The organism is Marinococcus luteus (assembly GCF_900106595.1).
Taxonomy (GTDB): Bacteria; Bacillota; Bacilli; order Bacillales; family Marinococcaceae; genus Marinococcus; species Marinococcus luteus.
Window position 1 is genome coordinate 498,284 of sequence record NZ_FNNC01000001.1, and the last position, 17,943, is coordinate 516,226.

The following is a 17,943-nucleotide window of genomic DNA, read 5'->3' on the forward strand; positions in this document are numbered from 1 at the left end:
GATGCGATATGTATAAAACAATTCTTGCTGCAGTGGACCGGTCAGAAGAAGCAAAGCGGGCGGCGCGGACGGCCATTTTGTTTGCCAGTAAATTTGAGGCAACGCTTGTTTTTGCGCATGTGGTGAACGAACGGGATTTCAGCGCTTTTCAGTATTATGTGCCGTCCGCCTGGGAGGAAACGAAAAAAACGAACGAGGCGATGCTGCAGCAGTTTACATCCGAAGCCGAAAGCGGGGGAGTGACGAAGGTGGAGACAGTGCTTCGCTCCGGCGCCCCCAAGTCGACGGTGGCGAAGGAGCTTGCTCCAGAGTTTGCGGCTGACCTGCTCGTTACCGGGGCTTCAGGGATGGGCACCGTGGAAAAATTAGTGATGGGGAGCGTGTCGAGCGGCATTCTCCGCCGAGCCAGGGAGGACGTGCTCATCGTCCGGAAGGAAAGCGCAGGCGGCTATAAAAAGATCCTTATAGCCGTGGACGGTTCAGAGGAAGCGGGACTGGCGTTTGAAAAAGGCGTACAGCTTGCGCTGCAGACGGGGGCAGAATTGTTTATTGTGCACGTATATAACTCAAATCTGCTGTATTCTACAGTACTTAATACCGATGTGCAGAAGTTTATGGAAGACGATGACCGAAAAATGCTTGAGGATTACAAAACCCAGGCGGAGCGGCTCGGCGTCGCTCATGTAACGACGTCTCTGCTGTACGGGGCGCCAAAGCTTATTATTCCGCAGGAATATGCCGTGCAGCATGAAATTGACCTGATCGTAAGCGGCGCGTCCGGAGCAAACAGGACGGAGCGGCTGCTGCTCGGAAGTGTGGCAGAAGGAATCGCACACCGGGCGATCTGTGACGTGCTGGTGGTACGGCAGCCGCTCGAGCATAGGGAACAGTAGCATTATTATTTGGAATGGATCAGACCGGTTTGATAGGCGTACTCCACCAGCTCCTTCCGGGTTTTCATCGCGAGCTTTTCCATCAGATTGGTGCGGTGGGCTTCGACGGTTTTAACGCTGATCACGAGCGTATCGGCAATTTCTTTATTGGCGTAGCCAAGCGTTATATAGTAGAGCACCTCCCATTCCCGTGGGGAGAGCCGCCTCGGGTTTCGGACGGCAGGCGGCACGCTTTGGGCCTGCATTAAGGCCTGGAAGGAAGCAGAGGCGTAGTGCGTGCGCCGGGCGGCGGCCCGGATAGCTCCGTATAAATCGTCAAGGGGATCGGTGTGCAAAAGGCACCCGGTGGACGCTCGTTCATATACCTGCTGCAGGAAAGCAGGCGTTTCCTCCCCGGAGACTAAAAATACGGCTGGAAGCAGGGGGCGGCTGGCAATGGCCGGCGCAGGTGATAGCGTCCCTGCATCGACGACACAGACAGTCCGCGGACTGCCGGACGGAAAAGCCTCTGCAGAAGGCCAGTCAGCTGCCTCCTTGATGACGGTACAATCAGGGGCTTCGTCCAGCAGTGCTCTTAACGCTTTGCGGTAAATCGGACGTCTGCTTACTAAAACGATGGAAGTCATACTGTCACCTTCTTACGCAAGGTTAGAAGTTCATAGGATAAGACGCTTCGGGAACTCCTGCCTAAAGGATTAACCATGAAGTGTAAAAAATGCAGGAAAAAATAATTAAGGGTTTTCCCTTATATTTTTTAAAAATGGCCTTTGATAGTATCAAAGTAATACTATCGAAGGAGATGGAAATAATGAGCAGGCCCCTTCAAAGTCTTCCAGCGCACGAGAAACCGAGCGGATCTTTTGCAAGTATGCTTTCTCCTGAAGAGTTTGACCGTTTTCAGGCGCGCACGCAGTTGTCGTATAAACGGGCCGGCACGTACCTGTATTCAGAAGGAGACCCTTCTGATTATTTCTATTTTCTCTACAGCGGAACCGTGAAAATTCAAAAAAGCACGAGCGACGGAAAGGAACTGACCATTACGCTGCTCGGCAGCGGAGACTTGGCAGGCGAATACGGAAGCCTTCAGGCAGTAAGCCATGACTTTTCCGCTAAAGTTACTGCCGACAGTATGGCCGGTGTTATTAAAAAAACGGAAGTCGAAGCGCTGATTAAAGAATCCGGCACCTTTTCTTTGAAAATGATGCAGTGGATGGGAAGCAACACGTTAAAGGAGCAGTCGAAATTCCGGGATCTGCTGCTGTACGGGAAAAACGGCGCGCTTGCATCCACGCTGATCCGGCTCAGCACCACGCACGGCATCGGCAGTGAGCACGGAACCATCGTGCTGCAGCTGAAGCTCACGAACGCCGAGCTCGGAGAATACATCGGCTTATCGAGAGAGGGCGTGAACCGCTGCTTGAACGTGTGGAAAAAGGCCGGTGTCATTTCCTATGAGAACGGCTGCATTGCTATTCATGACATGCTCTATCTGCGCGGGCTGTGCAACTGCCCGCTTCACAATCTCTGCTCCAGCGAAATATGCCGCCTGTAGCGACGATCTAATTCCATAAAAACAGGAACCCCGGTGCCCCCTTCAGGCGCCGGGGTTTTTAGTGTTTGCCCGGATTATAATCGTACGACCATCACGCTGCAGTCAGCATTTTTTGTAATGTGCTCGGAAACGCTGCCAAGAAAAATCTTCTCGACGGCGTTTAAACCAGTTGCGCCTGTGACAATTAAATCGACGTTGTATTTTGGGACAATATCGCGTGTAATAGCCGTTTTTGGCGATCCGTATTCGATATCGGTCACCACATCCGTGATACCGAATTCTTCCGCCTGCTTTTTATATTTATCGAGCAGCAGGCGTGCTTTGTTTTCCACTTCGCCGATGAGTGAAGAGTCATAGTTGCTCAGCGGCCGGTAGGCGTTGCGGTTGATTACCTGGGTGACTATAAGCTGCGACCCCTGGGATTTAGCGATTGGCAGAGCTGTTTCAAACGCGTAATCTGCTTCCTCGGAACCATCCACAGCAACTAAAATAACGTTCATTGTATGCATAATCTGCCTCCTAAAGAAATAATTGTGTTTCTACTATACTTAATTCCCTACTTCTAGTTTATATATGTATTTTCCTGTGTCAGTGACTAAAAATTCTATATTGACCGATTAAGGCAGAAGTGTGCCGGGAATTATCCCGGTAAACGCTCCCGGGAGGTGTTTAAACATGCTGACTGTTACCTCGGCAGAAACAGATCATACGATCGAAATCGAAATCAGCGGCAAGCTGACAGAAGAAGATTATGAAACGTTCCGAAAATGGTTTGACGCCGTGAAGCAGGACGACGCCCCAATCAATCTGCTTGCGGTGGTGACCGACTGGAAAGGAATGACGCCCCGTGCGGTGATAGAGGACCTGAAATGGCTGAGGCGCATAAAAGAATTTCAAAAAATGGCGCTTGTCAGTGACGAAAAAGGCTTGAAAGCAGCGGAAGCCTTCGGCAAGCTTCTGCCAGGAATCGAAACAAAGCATTTCGGGCAGACAGAAAAGGAACAGGCGCGTGCATGGCTGGCACGCTAACCAGCTACGTCGCTGCTTAATTTTTATATAATATAATTATGTTAACTAATATCGGTATAACAAAATATCTTTGAGCTGACGCAGAAAAAGGATTACTCCGGCAGTAAAAGCGGGTAAAAGTGACTAACGACCATGATACGTACTTCTAAGGAGGGATCGCGGTGAATAAAAAGCAGAAAAAACAATTGGACAATTTGATTATCGATTATTTGAGAGACAGGGGAAAATCCCATGAACTGAAGGTGGCGGACGATCTGTCGGAGCGGTTTGAAGGAAAGCTGCATGCTGCTACAGTACTTGTAAGAATCGACAGAATGAAAAAAAGCAATGAACTGCGCCATGAGGCCAAGGCTGTCCATGACACCATGGTCTGGGCAAAAAAACTGTAGTTTCATTCATAAAAAAACGGGGATCCTGGTTTTTAATCCAGCCGGAACAGGGAAAGACGGGAATAGAAAGAACGGCAGACAGAACCTGCGCTGCCGCACAGCATACGGAGGAGGACACTGTGAATGGAAAAACTGGAATTTCAATTTATAACGTGTGATAAACGGGGAGAAATCCCGGTAGAAAACGGTATATTGACTATCGAAGACGACAATACATGGCAGGCGGAATTAATTAATTTCACCGGCGGTATGGAGTTGTTTTCGGACCAGGGCAATGAGTTCCGTATTAAGGATAACAGCCTGGTGGAGTATGAAGGAAAAGGCAGGGCGTCAAAAGCAGGCGATGAAGAAGCGGAAGGAAATATTATTATTAAAGGCCAGGGGAAAATTAGCAAGTACTAATAAAGCATCCCGGACGGGGTGCTTTTTCAGTGCACATACCGGCCGCAGAGGAGGGTTTTTGTGGACACGTATTATGAACATCCTGAATACCGTCCGTTTTTCCCGAATGCCCTGAATGCTTCGCACTCTATAGAAATAATGGATTTCGACGGGCTCGCCCTGCTTATCCAGATGACCGATGAGGCAGTGGAGTCACCGCAGCGGCCGGACAAAGCCAGTCTGCTGCACTGGCTGTGGAACACCGGGGTCGATTATTTGGAGAAAAATGACCCCGATGAGCGCCAGCGGATGGTAATTACAGAAGCAGATTTGGAAAACGGCAAATTGAGTACTCCCTATGAAAATCTTTTAAAAGAATTCGACGGTTCCGGGTACTGATCAGCAGCGAAAAAAAATTTTCCCAGGAGGCAAATATGTCATTTCGAAATTCAATAGGAAAAAATATTAGAATTGCTCTCGCGGATGTAGCAAAGGAAGATAAAGTACTGCAATTGATTCTTGCGCCTAAAACGATGGAAAAGTTTATTATCGTAAAAATCGATTCCATCGATGAAATGGGCGTATGGATAGAACACGAAATAGAAGCCGAACTCGATGAGAATGATGACGGGGAAAAACTGCTGCAGACGCAGCGCGAGAAAAAGTTTGTCCGGTCAAAATTCCTGATCAAGTGGCACTACATCGAAGGTGCCTACGCGCCGCTAGATGATGACGTTAACAGCAAAATGAAATTCCTGCGGTAAAAGGAGGAGTCTTATATGGACGATTGGATTCATCAATTATCAAGCACAGCCCGCCAGAATAAAAAACAAACGACCACCGTGGAAGAAGAAAAGCAGATGGAAAGCATACGTGCCTGCTCCGAGGAGCTGACCGGCATGTTCGATGAATTAATGGGCACCATTAACGGCCGGTCGGATTTAAAAGTAGAAAAAGTAAAAAGCAACAAGCATGTAAAATATTTTTATGGCGTTTCTGAGCTCATTATTGAGACCGGCGAGGTGTTCACCCGTAAAGGCTTTTTGGAAATGAGCTTTAAAATCCGTATTAATGACTCTGCCTACAACGTCAGTGACGTCCGGCCACGCAGTGCTTACCTGAAGGACTTAAACACATGCAGATGGGAAACGGAAACTGGTGCTGTATTTAATGAAGAACAGGCGTCGGTTTTATTTAAGCAGGCACTGCTGCCTTATATCGAAGAATAAAAACAACACCTACAACCCGGAGTTACTCTGGGTTGTTTTTTTGTGTCGATTTTGAAATGTGTCGATTTTGAAATGTGTAGATTTAATCAAGTGATGATTTATGGAAACAATTAAAAATACATTCCATCTAAAAATATAACGACAAAACATATACAAGTGTCAAAAGACTGAACCAGATTAAAAGGAATCAGAAAATAAATTCCTTAATTTGAAAAATAATAGTACTTTATTACTTGAAATTGAAGTATTATTAAAGAGAGGGGGATAAACGATGGCTACCGTGTATGTCAACTGTCATGTCCGCTATGTGCAGGTACTGTTAAGCGATGAGGGGAGTCTGTTGCACTGTTTAACCTGGGAGACCGAAGAGGGGTTTGTGTTTGACATACATGCGCTTGATGACAGCTCGTTTTCCCCGAAGTACGACCGGATCTATATGCCATTTGACCAGGAAACAATGACGCTTCATGGAAACACGTATATTCTATATTAACCATAACCTGGCTGGTAATAAATAAAGGGATGCCCAGTATTGTCCGGGCGTTCCTTTGTATTTATTTATATACATATTTATCACTATAGAAACTGTGTATTGTAGTGTGTATATGAATGATGAATGAACTTTGTGTTTTTTTATATACATACATGCTGAAAAACGGAAACTGTGTAATTTTAACAGGGTTCTGTATGCTTACTGGGGCGGAGGGCGGCTGTTTCCTATGCAATAGGGAGGAGTAGTGTTATGCTTTGGGCAGAATAGAAGTTGAAAGGAGCATGCGCTATCTCTCAATTTTCTTACGTGATCGATGAAGAAGGAAATGAAGTGTTCGTAGGGACAGAAGAAGAGATTAAGGAAAAGTTTCCGGACCGGGAAAAGCATATTTTTAACACCGAAGAAGAACTGCTGAGAGGCATACGCGATTTCCGGGAAAATGAACGAATCATATCTGTGGTAAGTGATCTGCCGGTTTTAAATGAACAGTGGAAACACAAAGACAATATGTAGAATGATTCGTTTATGGGGGCACCGGATCAGGCGGACATTTTATTTTTTACTGAGACGGGGCCGGACTTTTTCCAGAAAGTCCGGTTTTTTTATTAGGTGGGAGACTTTTAGAAGCGCTGGCGTAGTATAATGAACAAAGCACCTCCCAGTCTTTGTCAGAGAGGAAGATGATGATGAACAAGAAAAGAAATACCGCCTGGCTGCTAATGCCGCTGCTGCTGCTCCAGGCCTGGTGGCTTTACCGGGAAGCCGAAAAGCAGGGAAAAGCCAAATGGAAGTGGGGCCTGTGGGGATTAACACAGTTTCCAACCCCGGCAGTGGCTTTTTATGTTATTCACAAATGGAAGGAGTGAACCGGGTTTTCTGCCCGGCTGCCGCTCTTCCGAGGTTTTAAACCGGCGTCCAGGTGTAATAGCATAAAAAGAAGCCGGGAACTCTTCCGGTACGTGCAGCACCTATTTAGAGTGAAGGAGCGACAAAAATGAAACAGGAAACCCAGGAAATTAACGAAATTGTACTGGACGAATCGGAGCTGCGATTTGATTCTGCGTACTTGTATCTTGAAACGTCCGACCCGGACCGGATCGGGGAAAGCGCCTGGACGGTAGCCATTTATAATGCAGAACAGGAATTTTCCGGGGAATTCACGAATCGGGACAGCATCAGCATTCGGCTCAAAACCGAAGAAGCAGAGTATCAGGGGCTCGTTCAATTTAAAAATATTGAAGGCGGCGAGAAAAAGCATTGCCACCTTGACGGTCTCGATGAACTGGTGCAGATATAAAACAGGCATGAAAAACGGGTGGCAGCGAAAGCTGGCGCCTGTTTTTTTTATATATGCCGGAGCCGGACCTCCGGGTGAACGTTTAATACGCGTAAATTCGGGGATTATAGCTGTGAAAAGATGCTCAATGACTGGAAAGGAGAGAAAGCCATGAGTCCGAGAAAAGAAGCGATGGCCCAGCTGGCCGGAAGAGTCGAGCGAGGGGAAATCGGCGCCGAATGGAAGCCGGCAGATGAAATCGAGCAGGATCGTTTTCAGGAGCTTGCGGAGCACGGATACGTTACGTACGACGATGCCTCCGGAGAAAAAGACGAGGCGGTTTACAGCGGCATTAAAATCACAACGGAAGGCCGCGAGCTTTATGAAGAATATAAACGGCAGGTAGACGAATAGAAATTAACGCATCCCGCGGGCGGTTTTATACAAGCCGCCTTTTTTAAAAGAAGAAAATGAAAAAATAATGACACCCAGGAGGGCGCGATGCCGACATTAGCACTAGAAGCTGTTAAAACAATCTCCACAGATGAAGTGATTCACGTAAATGAAGGGCAGCTGCTGGCCGGCGATGGTCCGCTTGAGCGTTGGACTGTTTCCATTACAGGTTGCGAAAACGAGAGATTTTTCCATCAGGCGTTCGACAGTGTTTCCCCTGCGCTGGATTTGTATTTTTACACCCGGGAAGGGTTTCAGTTTGGCGGGCAGGTGTACATCACCCGGGCAGATCAGGAAGGGATTGAGCTTGAAGGAAGCAGTGCGCTTCAGGAACAGTCTTAATTGAATAAAAGGAGGAATGACGATGGCACAGGAACCGGATTTTTCCCAGGAAGGACTGAAAGGCTACCGGGTACGCCCGCTCCATTTTGCCGGTGAGTCCGTCGAAGTGTATCAGGAAGATGAGATGGCGGTGCTCGTTCAGGTGACTACCTCGGCGATGGCAGCCGAAGCAACTTTAAAGGAAGAAAACGTGCCGGAGTGGTTATGGGGTATCGGCATGGACTATCTGAAACAGGGACAGCCGGAGGAAAGAAAGCGTCTCGTCATCACCGTTCAGGACGTGACGGACGGAGAAGTAAACAAAGCGTACGATAATTTATTGAGAGATTTCGAAGCACCCTTCAGCTGAGAGGGTGCTTTTTGTTTCTATTTATATAGAAGAAACAGGCTGAATGCTCCTTTGCGGGCAGGAGTCGTGAGAAACGGTTTTCACTGGCTCCAAAAGGAAATTCTTTCTGAAAAAAACCGCCGGGTGTCTTCTCGAACAGGACAAACTGTGGTATAAATAAGTGGAGGGGGTGGATGACAGTGGCTTTAGTGGAATTCAAATGCAGAACGCAGCCGCAGGTGACGTATAGCAGTGACGGTCATGAAATTCATTACAAGGTGATTGAATACGCCGATGGTTATGAAGTGGTGCTTCATTCAATGAGTGATTTTCAGCCGGCCGATGAAAAGCTGTTATTTCATCAGGGAAGTCAGGTCATTCACGCCAAAGAGCATACTTATGTATTGGATACCTGCGATTGTGTGTACAGCGGTGAATCCGATGAAACGATTGATCATTCAATCTGTCACAAACCGTATTCTAAATCCATGTAAACAAACGTTAAGCGGAGCTTTCCTTCCCGGGAGGCTCTTTTTTGTGACGGACGCAGATGTAAAAAATATTCCGGATAATAGAAAGGGGCATACAAATGCTGCATTTTGAAAAGAAGGATCTTCACAATTTAAACCACGCGGAAGCGCCTTATGTATCCATTTACCAATACGGAAAAACGGACATCAGCAGCCATCCATCCGACAGCAGCCGGGTCGGGCTGTCCAAGCAGGGCATGATGAAGCTGATGAGCTACTGGATCGCGGAAGGCAACCTTGATGATAACGACAAGCAGCAGATTAAAGAATGGCTCGACCAGTAACCTTTCAGGAAGTGGCGGAGAAATTCGGGTTTAGCAGAGGTGCTGCCGGGAAAAGGAATCACAATTCACCAATAGAAAAACGAACTTCAGGCATGTACCTGCGCCGAAGTCGTTAAAGGGGGAATCGTGATGGCACGCCTGCTTGACTTTTACCACGGGCCGTACGAAGGCAGCCCGGGAGAGTCTGAACATTTTAATGGACCGGTGCTTCACATCTTTGAGCGCGAACAACTGCTGCTGTCGATGCAGATTACGGCAGAAGCGCTCCAGAAAAATGAACTGAGCGTAGATATGACAACGGTGTATGAATGGCTCTGGCACCGGGGGCTCGAGTTTATTGAACAGGAAAATATTACGTCAGCCACAGTGATAGTGATTACCGATCGGGATATTGAAGAAAATAAAATTGTTACGGCATACCGGACACTTGCTGACCGGGCATAATATATAACAGGCCGCCTGCTTTTGAATATAAAAGCAGGCGGCCTGTTTTGTGTGATTAAAAGATGGTGCGGAAAACGCCGGTGACTCTGCCAAGTATCGTACAGTTTTCTAAAATGATCGGATCCATGGTAGCATTTTCAGGCTGCAGCCGGATAAAGTTTTCTTCTTTATAAAACCGTTTAACCGTCGCTTCCATTTCATCCGTCATCGCGACAATAATATCGCCGTTGTCTGCGGTCTGCTGTTTTTGAACGACGACAAGGTCCCCGTCAAAAATCCCGGCTTCAATCATACTATCCCCCTGGATGGTGAGCATGTATACCTGTTCTTCATCGGTCACCATGCGTTCCGGAAGAGGAATGTATTCTTCGACATTTTCCACCGCAGTGATCGGCTCTCCAGCTGTGACTTTACCGATCACCGGTACGTACACAGCTTTGCTTTCGTGAATTGGCTCGCTGCCCTGCTCTTCAAGTTCAAGCACTTCAATCGCCCGCGGTTTGGTAGGGTCGCGGCGGATTAAATTTTTATTTTCAAGGCGGGCGAGGTGCCCGTGAACCGTTGAACTCGAAGCGAGCCCCACGGCTTCTCCGATCTCCCGGACCGAAGGCGGATAGCCTTTTTCTTTTACTTCTTCTTTTATATAATCAAGAATTTGCTGCTGGCGCTTGGATAGCTTCATCTCCGCACCTCCTTTTGAGGAATTTTTCTGAGTAAAGTATAGCATGAGGGGAACAAAAACGCAAACACCCGTTCTAATATTTCTGTTGACGGGAACAGGTATTCTGGTATACTGAATGAATATAAGAACATACATTCTCATTCAGGGGGAACATGCATATGAATAAACTCAAAACTTTCACTTCAACGGACTGGACCATGCTTGCCTTATTTGCATTTGCACTTTTATTTTTGGTATATTCAGCGGACGCTTCCATCACTCCGGACACGTTGGGCGGCACGGAAACAGACCGTTCGGCAGAAATCGTCCATGAACAGGAGCACCCGGTCCTAAAGGACAGGCCGGGGTATCAGGAACAGCCGTGGGAACGAACAGTTTCGTTTGACGCTCCCGGAGAGTAAAACACGAACGGAAAGGATCGCAGACAAATGAAAACATGCATCATTTATGCCCGGGTAAGTACGGAAAAAGAAGAACAGCAGTCCTCGCTTGCCAGACAGCAGGAAGAGCTGGAGGCTCTTGCCGCAGCGAATGGCTGGACGGTACAGCAGACCGTTACGGAACAGGAGAGCAGCTATTCCGTGGAACGGGACGGGCTTCTCCGTGTGTTCGAGCTCCTCGATGACACCGGGGCGGATACACTGCTGATCACCGATGACACGCGGCTTGGGCGTGGAAATGCTAAAATCGCCGTGCTCCATGAACTGCAGAAAAGGGGCACGTTTATCTATACAGTGAAGGATGACGGGGAACTCGAGATTGCGGATACCGACCATATGATTATGGAGATTTTGTCCATTGTGGAAGAGCATCAGCGCCGGCTGCATAATTTTAAAATTAAGCGGGGGATGCAGCGGGCGGTGGAAAACGGGTACCACCCGGAAGAAAACTTCGGGTTAAACCGAAGCGGGGGGCGGAAAAAAATAGAGGTGCCCATTGAGGAAATTGTTAAGCTGAAACAGCGGGAGCTGACGTTTAAAGATATCGCTCTGACGCTCCGGGGCCTTGGCTACGACATTTCCAAAGCGACGGTGCACCGCCGTTATAAAGAACATGAAAAACAGGCGGCAGAAACAGAACAAAAGTGATTTGTTTGCGGGAGCGCCCAGTTTTTAATATAATAAAAAAGGAACGCACATTTTAAGGGAGGCAACTTATGCTTTCGAAAGAAAAAATTGACCGGATTAATGAGTTGGCCAAACGCCAAAAATCGTCAGGGCTGACGGCGGAAGAAGAAGAAGAACAGCAGGCGCTGCGTCAAGAATATTTAAGCAAATTCCGTTCTTCATTTAAAAACCAGCTTGAAAACGTCAAAGTGGTGGATGAAGAAGGCACGGATGTAACTCCAAACAAGCTTGAACGTGTCAAACGCCGGAACCGCAGCTTCCGGCATTAAGATAAAAGAGGGGCCTGGTCTTAACAAAGAGCAGGCCTTTTGATTTCTTTTTTCTCTGCTGACCCGCTTGTGTAATCGTTTTAAAACCTTTATCATAAAAGCGTACAAGAACACGGAAATCCCCGCGGAGGCAACTCCCAGGCGCGGGTTTCCACCCAAAAATACATACAGTGGAGGGACATATGCATGGCAATTAGCACAGAACAGTTAGCAATCAACACGATCCGGACGCTGTCCATCGAAAGCATTGAAAAAGCCCAGTCGGGTCACCCGGGGCTTCCGATGGGCGCCGCGCCGATGGCGTACGCGCTTTGGACGAAAGCGATGAACCACAATCCGGGCAATCCGTCCTGGTTTAACCGCGACCGCTTCGTGCTGTCCGCCGGACACGGATCGATGCTTCTATACAGCATGCTGCACCTGAGCGGCTACGACCTGTCGCTCGAGGAACTGAAAAACTTCCGCCAGTGGGGAAGCCAGACGCCGGGCCACCCGGAGTACGGCCACACCGCCGGCGTAGAAGCAACCACCGGCCCGCTCGGTCAGGGCCTGGCCATGGGGACCGGCATGGCGATGGCCGAACGCCATCTGGCGGCCAAATACAACACCGACGACCACGCGGTGGTCGACCATTTCACGTACGTGCTCTGCGGCGACGGCGACCTGATGGAAGGCGTGGCTTCGGAATCGGCGTCCCTTGCCGGCCACCTGAAGCTCGGCAACCTGGTCGTGCTGTATGACTCCAACGACGTTTCCCTGGACGGCGCGCTTCACCAGTCGTTTTCGGAAAATGTCCTGCAGCGTTATGAAGCCTACGGCTGGCACACGGTCTTTATCGAGGACGGCAACGACGTCGATGCCCTGGAGGCAGCGATCGAAGAAGCGAAGCAGTCCCCGAAACCATCGATGATCGAAGTGAAAACCGTTATCGGATACGGAGCACCGAACAAAGGCGGCACGAATGCGGCCCACGGCGCGCCGATCGGCGAAGACGAGTACAACCTGGTGAAAGAGGCCTACCAGTGGGAATACGACGCATTTCACGTGCCGCCGGAAGTGACCGAGCTGTTTGACGAAGTCAAAAAAGCCGGCGCGAAGGCCGAACAGGAATGGAACGAGTTGTTTGACGCCTACAAGCAGGCGAACCCGGAACTCGCTGAAGAGCTCGAGCAGGCGATTGCCGGCAGGCTGCCGGAAGGCTGGGATGCGAAACTGCCGGTCTTCACGGATGAAAAAGTCGCTACCCGCGCCGCTTCCGGTGACGCCCTGCAGGAAGTAGCGGCAGCGGTGCCGTCCCTGTTCGGCGGCTCGGCGGATCTGGCCGGCTCCAACAAGACGCTGATCAAAGCGGAAAATGACTTCAGCCGCAACGACTACACCGGCCGCAACATCTGGTTCGGGGTCCGGGAATTTGCGATGGCTGCAGCCGTGAACGGCATTCAACTGCACGGCGGCTTGAAACCGTTCGGTTCGACATTCCTCGTCTTTTCCGATTATCTGCGTCCGGCGCTGCGCCTGAGTGCCTTGATGGAGCTTCCGCTCACGCAGGTATTTACGCACGACAGCATCGCTGTCGGCGAAGACGGTCCGACGCACGAGCCGGTCGAACAGCTGGCGGCGCTCCGGGCGATTCCGAACCTGAACGTTATCCGTCCGGCGGACGGTAATGAAACGGTGGCTGCGTGGCGCGTGGCGATGGAAAGCGAAAAAACGCCAACGGCGCTCGTGCTGACCCGTCAGGGCGTGCCGACGCTGGAAGACACGAAGGAAAAAGCAGTCGAAGGCGTACGCAAAGGGGCCTACGTGATCGGCGAACAGGCCGAAAACCCGGATCTCCTTCTCGTCGCTGCCGGTTCCGAAGTGTCCCTCGCGGTGGATGCGAAAGCCCAGCTGCAGAAGGACGGCCTGACGGTCAACATCGTCAGCATGCCGAACTTCCATGCGTTCGATCATCAGTCCGAGGACTACCGCCGCTCGGTGCTCCCGGACGGTGTACCGGCCATGGCAGTGGAAATGGGATCGTCCTTCGGCTGGTACAAGTACGTCGGCGCCCACGGCTCCGTGTACGGCATTGACCGCTTCGGTGCTTCCGCGCCGGGTGGGGAAGTCGTTGAAAAGTACGGCTTCACTCCGGACAAAGTCGCCCAGGCAGCCAGACAGTTGATCAAATAAGCATGTGTTGGGGAAAAGCAGTCCGCAGGCTGCTTTTCCTTATTTTCATCCGGGCAGAAAAACAGGCACCGGTGCTGAATCTTTCGAATCGGTGCTTTCTTTACATAAAAGAATGCGTTATAATAAACAAGGTCTGTTTTAGAGACACTAACAACACACACATATATGTTAGGTATTCGGGAAAGGGGTAAGACACATGGGCTGGCTATGGTTAACAATTATCGGCATCGTCATTTTACTAGTTGGTATAGCCATCGGTTTCTTTATCGCAAGAAAAACGATGATGAACTATTTGAAAAAGAATCCTCCAATCAATGAACAGATGCTGCGCGTCATGATGATGCAGATGGGGCAGAACCCGTCCCAGAAGAAGATCAACCAAATGATGAAAGCAATGCAGCGACAACAAGATAAGAAATAACGATCAGCACCCTTCTAGCTTCTAGAGGGTGCTTTTTTATCCATAGAGAGAGGGTGAAACGGATGCGCGCTTTTTGGGATTTACGCTGGTTTTTCTGGCAGGAGCGGTTTAAGTACAGCTTCGGGATCCTGCTGCTCATTATTGTGGCACTGCTTTCCCTCCTGCCGCCGTATGTGGTCGGGGTGGTGGTCGATGCGATCGAACAAAACCGCCTGACGACCGGGATGCTTGCCGGCTGGATGGGAGCGATGATTGCGGCAGGGATATGCATGTACGTGCTCCGGTACATCTGGCGTATTATGATTTTCGGTTCCTCGCTCCATCTCGGCCGCACGCTCCGCTACAATCTGTATCAGCACTTCACACGGATGAGCAGCGATTTTTTCGGGCGGAAGCGGACCGGGGATTTAATGGCCCACGCCACCAATGATATTACTGCGGTGCAGATGATGGCCGGGCAGGGCGTCCTGACGATAGTGGATTCGCTCGTGATGGGGGGATTCGTCGTTTTAGCCATGGCGGTCGGCATCAGCTGGCAGCTGACGCTGATTACGCTTCTGCCGATGCCGCTGATGGCCCTGTTAACGAGCTGGTACGGCCACCTGCTTCATCAGCGGTTTGGCGCCGCCCAGCAGTCTTTTTCGCAGCTGAACAACCGGACGCAGGAAAGTATTTCCGGTGTGAAAGTAACCAAAACGTTCGGGTACGAACAAGAAGACATCGAAGCGTTTGATGCCCAGTCCCGCGACGTCGTAAACAAAAACGAGCGGGTTGCCCGCATTGACGCCCTGTTTGATCCGACGATTACGCTTATCATCGGCGTCTGTTACCTGCTCGCGATCGGCTTTGGTGCCGGGTATGTGAACGACGGGTCCATTACCATCGGGCAGTTAACGACGTTCAGCGTCTATTTGGGCATGCTGATCTGGCCGATGCTTGCGTTTGGCTGGTTTTTTAACATTATTGAACGCGGGCACGCGTCGTATGACCGCATTCGTGACCTGATGGCCGAGCGGACTGACATTACCGACCAGAAAGCTGGAGTGGAGGATGTGCCGGCCGGGGCGGTGCAGATAGACATAGACGAATTTTATTACCCGCGGTCGGAAACGAAGGCGCTGCACGATATTCACGCGTCCGTGCAGCCGGGACAGACCATCGGAATCGTCGGCCGGACCGGCAGCGGGAAAACCACGCTTTTGCGGCTGCTTCTGCGGGAGCTGAAAAGCGGGGACGGGGCCATTACGATCGGCGGAACCCCGGCGGAGGCCTATTACCTGGACACATACCGCCTGGCGTTCGGGAATGTGCCCCAGGAGCATTTCCTGTTTTCGATGACGCTTGCGGACAATATCGCCTTTTCCAACCCCGAAGCCACCCAGCAGGACATTCAGCGCGCGGCCGGGCTTGCAGCCATTCATGATGATATCGTGGCGCTTCCGTACGGGTACGCGACAGCTGTTGGTGAGCGCGGCGTCACGCTTTCCGGGGGCCAGAAGCAGCGGATTTCAATTGCGCGGGCGCTTCTCCAAAACCCGGAAATTCTCATTCTGGATGATGCCCTTTCCGCCGTGGATGCGAACACCGAGCAGCAGATCCTCGAAGCGCTGAAGCGGGAGCGGAGGGGAAAAACGACCTTTATCGTCACCCACCGCATGAGCACGGTGAAAGAAGCGGATGCGGTATGGGTGATGGCGCACGGGACCATCGTTGAAAACGGCTCCCACCGCGCCTTGATGGAAGCCAAAGGCATCTATGCAGAAATGGTGAAGCGCGAAGAACTGAAGGCCCAGGTGGAAAGGGGGAACCGCTGATGCTGCACGAAGATAAAGTGTTAACCAAACAGGAGCAGCGGGCAATCGTGAAGCGGCTCTTAAAGTACGCGGGTGTGCACAAGCGGCTGCTGGCGTTTGCCTGTACGTTTCTTGTGATCGGCGTCGGAGCGGAGCTTCTCAGTCCGTATCTCGTGAAGATCTTTATTGACAGCTACGTGACGCCGGGAGTGTTTCCGGCAGACGAACTGACGTGGCTGGCGGCCATTTTTGCAGCGGCCACTGTTCTTTCCGCGGTCATGGTGTATTTTCACACGTACTGGTTTCAGCGCATCGCGCTGAAAAGCATCCAACAGATCCGTGTCGATGTGTTTTCGAGCGTCGAGGGGGCATCGATGCGTTTTTACGATCAAACGCCGTCCGGAGCACTGGTGAGCCGGATAACCAATGACACCGAGCGGATCCGGGAGCTGTACATGGAAGTGCTCTCGACCTTTATCCAGAACGGGGTGTTTCTGGTCGGGGTGCTCATTGCCATGTTCTTTCTGGACGTCCGCCTCGCCGCCGCAGCAATACTGATTATGCCGCTGTTGCTTATGCTGATGATGCTCTACCGCCGGTACAGCGCGAGGTACTACGGGGAGATGAGCGGCAAGCTGAGCCGGCTGAACACGAAAATTAATGAAAGCCTGCAGGGCATGTCGGTGATACAGCTGTTCCGGCAGGAGAGCCGGATGAAGCAGGAATTTTCCGGGATTAATGATGCCCATTATGAAGCCGGCCTGAAAAGCATGAAAATCGACGGCCTGCTGCTTCGCCCGGCGATCGACCTCGTGTCGGTGCTTGCTCTTGTCGGCGTGCTGTCGTATTTTGGCATTTTATCCATGGAAGGGGCCGTGCAGGTCGGGGTGATTTATGCCTTCGTCAACTATTTTGAACGCTTCTTCGAACCGGTGAATGAAATCATGCAGCAGATGTCGTTGTATCAGCAGTCGATCGTCTCCGCCGGCCGGGTGTTTCATTTAATGGATGTGACCGGCCAGGAATCAGCAGTGGTCCGCGGCCGGCAGACCGGGCAGGCCTCAGAGAGTGGGGAGATTGAATTTGATCACGTGACGTTCAGCTATGACGGCGAGCATCCGGTCCTCCGGGACATTAACCTGTCGGTAAAAGAAGGCGAGACCATTGCGATTGTCGGCCATACCGGCAGCGGTAAAAGCTCCATCATTAACCTGCTGCTCCGGTTTTACGAACACGATGCCGGCACCATCTTTCTCGGTGGAAAGGACCTGCAGCGCTGGCCGGAAGAGGCGCTGCGCCGCCACGTTGGACTCGTGCTTCAGGATCCGTTTTTATTTACCGGCACAGTGCGTGAAAACATTGCGATGCACAACCACGGGCTGAGCGACGAGGAAGTGCGGCAGGCAGCTGCTTTTGTCGGCGCAGACCAGTTTATCGAAGCACTTCCGGACCAGTACGACGAACAGGTGGGGGAGCGGGGGAGCTCGTTTTCGAACGGTGAAAAACAGCTGATCACGTTTGCCCGGACCGTCGCCCATGACCCGAAAGTACTTGTGCTCGACGAAGCGACGGCCAACATTGACAGTGAAAGCGAAGCGGTGATCCAGCAGGCGCTTGCCAACCTCGTGGAGAACCGGACGACGATCATGATTGCCCACCGGCTGTCGACGATCCGGCATGCAGACCAGATTATCGTGCTGCATCAGGGAGAAATTGCCGAACGCGGGACGCACCGGGAACTGCTTGCCTCCGGGGGGCTGTATGAAAAAATGTACCGGCTGCAGCATGAAAATGAAGAGGTGCTGTAAAAGAGGGAACAATTGCGAGCCGCCGCTGCGGGGTGTATCATAAAGGCA

General features: G+C 50.8%; 28 protein-coding genes. 25 read left to right on the top strand and 3 right to left on the bottom strand.

Annotated features, from left to right (window positions below; genetic code table 11):
* The first annotated feature begins 8 nt into the window (after window positions 1–8).
* The gene (locus BLV22_RS02430; protein ID WP_091610796.1) at window positions 9–893 is read left to right on the top strand and encodes a universal stress protein; all 885 of its coding nucleotides are present in this window, start codon (window positions 9–11) and stop codon (window positions 891–893) included.
* A gap of 5 nt (window positions 894–898) precedes the next feature.
* Here BLV22_RS02430 and BLV22_RS02435 read toward each other — a convergent pair whose 3' ends face one another.
* Entirely contained in the window at window positions 899–1,519 is a 621-nt protein-coding gene (locus BLV22_RS02435; RefSeq protein WP_091610798.1) for a response regulator transcription factor, read from the bottom strand.
* Between the two features lie 182 nt (window positions 1,520–1,701).
* Between BLV22_RS02435 and BLV22_RS02440 the strand changes: the two genes are divergently transcribed.
* Entirely contained in the window at window positions 1,702–2,445 is a 744-nt protein-coding gene (locus BLV22_RS02440) for a Crp/Fnr family transcriptional regulator (protein WP_176967615.1), read from the top strand.
* Between the two features lie 74 nt (window positions 2,446–2,519).
* Here the strand turns inward: BLV22_RS02440 and BLV22_RS02445 are convergent, their stop codons facing one another.
* Window positions 2,520–2,954 carry a universal stress protein gene (locus tag BLV22_RS02445; protein WP_091610804.1) on the bottom strand — a complete coding sequence of 145 codons (435 nt, stop codon included), beginning with the start codon at window positions 2,952–2,954 and terminating at the stop codon, window positions 2,520–2,522.
* A gap of 166 nt (window positions 2,955–3,120) precedes the next feature.
* On the opposite strand from BLV22_RS02445, the gene BLV22_RS02450 reads away from it, so the two are divergent.
* The 16 genes from BLV22_RS02450 (at window position 3,121) to BLV22_RS02525 (ending at window position 9,623) form a co-directional block, all read left to right on the top strand.
* Window positions 3,121–3,474: a SpoIIAA family protein gene (locus BLV22_RS02450; RefSeq protein WP_091610807.1), complete on the top strand. Its 354-nt coding sequence runs from the start codon at window positions 3,121–3,123 to the stop codon at window positions 3,472–3,474.
* A gap of 161 nt (window positions 3,475–3,635) precedes the next feature.
* Window positions 3,636–3,863, top strand: coding sequence for a hypothetical protein (locus tag BLV22_RS02455; RefSeq protein WP_091610809.1), 228 nt, complete (start codon window positions 3,636–3,638; stop codon window positions 3,861–3,863).
* A 123-nt stretch (window positions 3,864–3,986) separates the two neighbouring features.
* The gene (locus BLV22_RS02460; RefSeq protein ID WP_091610812.1) at window positions 3,987–4,265 is read left to right on the top strand and encodes a hypothetical protein; all 279 of its coding nucleotides are present in this window, start codon (window positions 3,987–3,989) and stop codon (window positions 4,263–4,265) included.
* Between the two features lie 60 nt (window positions 4,266–4,325).
* Window positions 4,326–4,643 carry a hypothetical protein gene (locus tag BLV22_RS02465; RefSeq protein WP_091610815.1) on the top strand — a complete coding sequence of 106 codons (318 nt, stop codon included), beginning with the start codon at window positions 4,326–4,328 and terminating at the stop codon, window positions 4,641–4,643.
* 35 nt (window positions 4,644–4,678) lie between these two features.
* Window positions 4,679–5,008: a hypothetical protein gene (locus BLV22_RS02470; protein ID WP_091610819.1), complete on the top strand. Its 330-nt coding sequence runs from the start codon at window positions 4,679–4,681 to the stop codon at window positions 5,006–5,008.
* A gap of 15 nt (window positions 5,009–5,023) precedes the next feature.
* Complete coding sequence (locus BLV22_RS02475; RefSeq protein WP_091610821.1) at window positions 5,024–5,473, top strand: hypothetical protein; 450 nt, start codon at window positions 5,024–5,026, stop codon at window positions 5,471–5,473.
* A gap of 271 nt (window positions 5,474–5,744) precedes the next feature.
* The gene (locus BLV22_RS02480; protein WP_091610824.1) at window positions 5,745–5,966 is read left to right on the top strand and encodes a hypothetical protein; all 222 of its coding nucleotides are present in this window, start codon (window positions 5,745–5,747) and stop codon (window positions 5,964–5,966) included.
* Window positions 5,967–6,236: 270 nt separating this feature from the next.
* On the top strand, window positions 6,237–6,479 hold the full coding sequence (locus BLV22_RS02485; RefSeq protein WP_143030947.1) for a hypothetical protein: 243 nt from the start codon (window positions 6,237–6,239) through the stop codon (window positions 6,477–6,479).
* Between the two features lie 173 nt (window positions 6,480–6,652).
* Entirely contained in the window at window positions 6,653–6,832 is a 180-nt protein-coding gene (locus tag BLV22_RS02490; protein ID WP_245723995.1) for a sigmaY antisigma factor component, read from the top strand.
* A 128-nt stretch (window positions 6,833–6,960) separates the two neighbouring features.
* Window positions 6,961–7,263: a hypothetical protein gene (locus BLV22_RS02495; protein WP_091610832.1), complete on the top strand. Its 303-nt coding sequence runs from the start codon at window positions 6,961–6,963 to the stop codon at window positions 7,261–7,263.
* Window positions 7,264–7,413: 150 nt separating this feature from the next.
* Window positions 7,414–7,656 (top strand): hypothetical protein, encoded by a 243-nt coding sequence (locus BLV22_RS02500; protein WP_091610835.1) that lies wholly within the window; start codon window positions 7,414–7,416, stop codon window positions 7,654–7,656.
* Window positions 7,657–7,743: 87 nt separating this feature from the next.
* The gene (locus tag BLV22_RS02505) at window positions 7,744–8,037 is read left to right on the top strand and encodes a hypothetical protein (RefSeq protein ID WP_091610838.1); all 294 of its coding nucleotides are present in this window, start codon (window positions 7,744–7,746) and stop codon (window positions 8,035–8,037) included.
* 22 nt (window positions 8,038–8,059) lie between these two features.
* Window positions 8,060–8,386 (top strand): hypothetical protein, encoded by a 327-nt coding sequence (locus BLV22_RS02510; RefSeq protein WP_091610840.1) that lies wholly within the window; start codon window positions 8,060–8,062, stop codon window positions 8,384–8,386.
* 179 nt (window positions 8,387–8,565) lie between these two features.
* Window positions 8,566–8,859 (top strand): hypothetical protein, encoded by a 294-nt coding sequence (locus BLV22_RS02515; RefSeq protein ID WP_079476452.1) that lies wholly within the window; start codon window positions 8,566–8,568, stop codon window positions 8,857–8,859.
* 95 nt (window positions 8,860–8,954) lie between these two features.
* Complete coding sequence (locus tag BLV22_RS02520) at window positions 8,955–9,179, top strand: hypothetical protein (RefSeq protein WP_091610846.1); 225 nt, start codon at window positions 8,955–8,957, stop codon at window positions 9,177–9,179.
* Between the two features lie 129 nt (window positions 9,180–9,308).
* Complete coding sequence (locus tag BLV22_RS02525) at window positions 9,309–9,623, top strand: hypothetical protein (RefSeq protein ID WP_091610848.1); 315 nt, start codon at window positions 9,309–9,311, stop codon at window positions 9,621–9,623.
* A gap of 55 nt (window positions 9,624–9,678) precedes the next feature.
* Here BLV22_RS02525 and lexA read toward each other — a convergent pair whose 3' ends face one another.
* Window positions 9,679–10,305 (bottom strand): transcriptional repressor LexA, encoded by a 627-nt coding sequence (gene lexA, locus BLV22_RS02530; RefSeq protein WP_079476455.1) that lies wholly within the window; start codon window positions 10,303–10,305, stop codon window positions 9,679–9,681.
* A gap of 158 nt (window positions 10,306–10,463) precedes the next feature.
* On the opposite strand from lexA, the gene BLV22_RS02535 reads away from it, so the two are divergent.
* The 7 genes from BLV22_RS02535 (at window position 10,464) to BLV22_RS02565 (ending at window position 17,895) form a co-directional block, all read left to right on the top strand.
* A complete protein-coding gene (locus tag BLV22_RS02535; protein WP_091610849.1) occupies window positions 10,464–10,706 on the top strand; it encodes a hypothetical protein in 243 nt (80 codons plus the stop codon).
* A gap of 27 nt (window positions 10,707–10,733) precedes the next feature.
* Window positions 10,734–11,393, top strand: coding sequence for a YneB family resolvase-like protein (locus BLV22_RS02540; protein WP_091610852.1), 660 nt, complete (start codon window positions 10,734–10,736; stop codon window positions 11,391–11,393).
* A gap of 68 nt (window positions 11,394–11,461) precedes the next feature.
* Entirely contained in the window at window positions 11,462–11,701 is a 240-nt protein-coding gene (locus BLV22_RS02545) for a DUF896 domain-containing protein (protein ID WP_091610854.1), read from the top strand.
* A gap of 186 nt (window positions 11,702–11,887) precedes the next feature.
* Entirely contained in the window at window positions 11,888–13,873 is a 1,986-nt protein-coding gene (tkt, locus tag BLV22_RS02550; protein WP_176967616.1) for a transketolase, read from the top strand.
* 196 nt (window positions 13,874–14,069) lie between these two features.
* Complete coding sequence (locus BLV22_RS02555) at window positions 14,070–14,294, top strand: YneF family protein (RefSeq protein WP_022792130.1); 225 nt, start codon at window positions 14,070–14,072, stop codon at window positions 14,292–14,294.
* A gap of 62 nt (window positions 14,295–14,356) precedes the next feature.
* Window positions 14,357–16,108: an ABC transporter transmembrane domain-containing protein gene (locus BLV22_RS02560; protein WP_091610857.1), complete on the top strand. Its 1,752-nt coding sequence runs from the start codon at window positions 14,357–14,359 to the stop codon at window positions 16,106–16,108.
* Window positions 16,108–17,895 (top strand): ABC transporter ATP-binding protein, encoded by a 1,788-nt coding sequence (locus BLV22_RS02565; RefSeq protein ID WP_091610860.1) that lies wholly within the window; start codon window positions 16,108–16,110, stop codon window positions 17,893–17,895. Before BLV22_RS02560 ends, BLV22_RS02565 begins: the two co-directional genes overlap by 1 nt.
* Window positions 17,896–17,943: the final 48 nt, after the last annotated feature.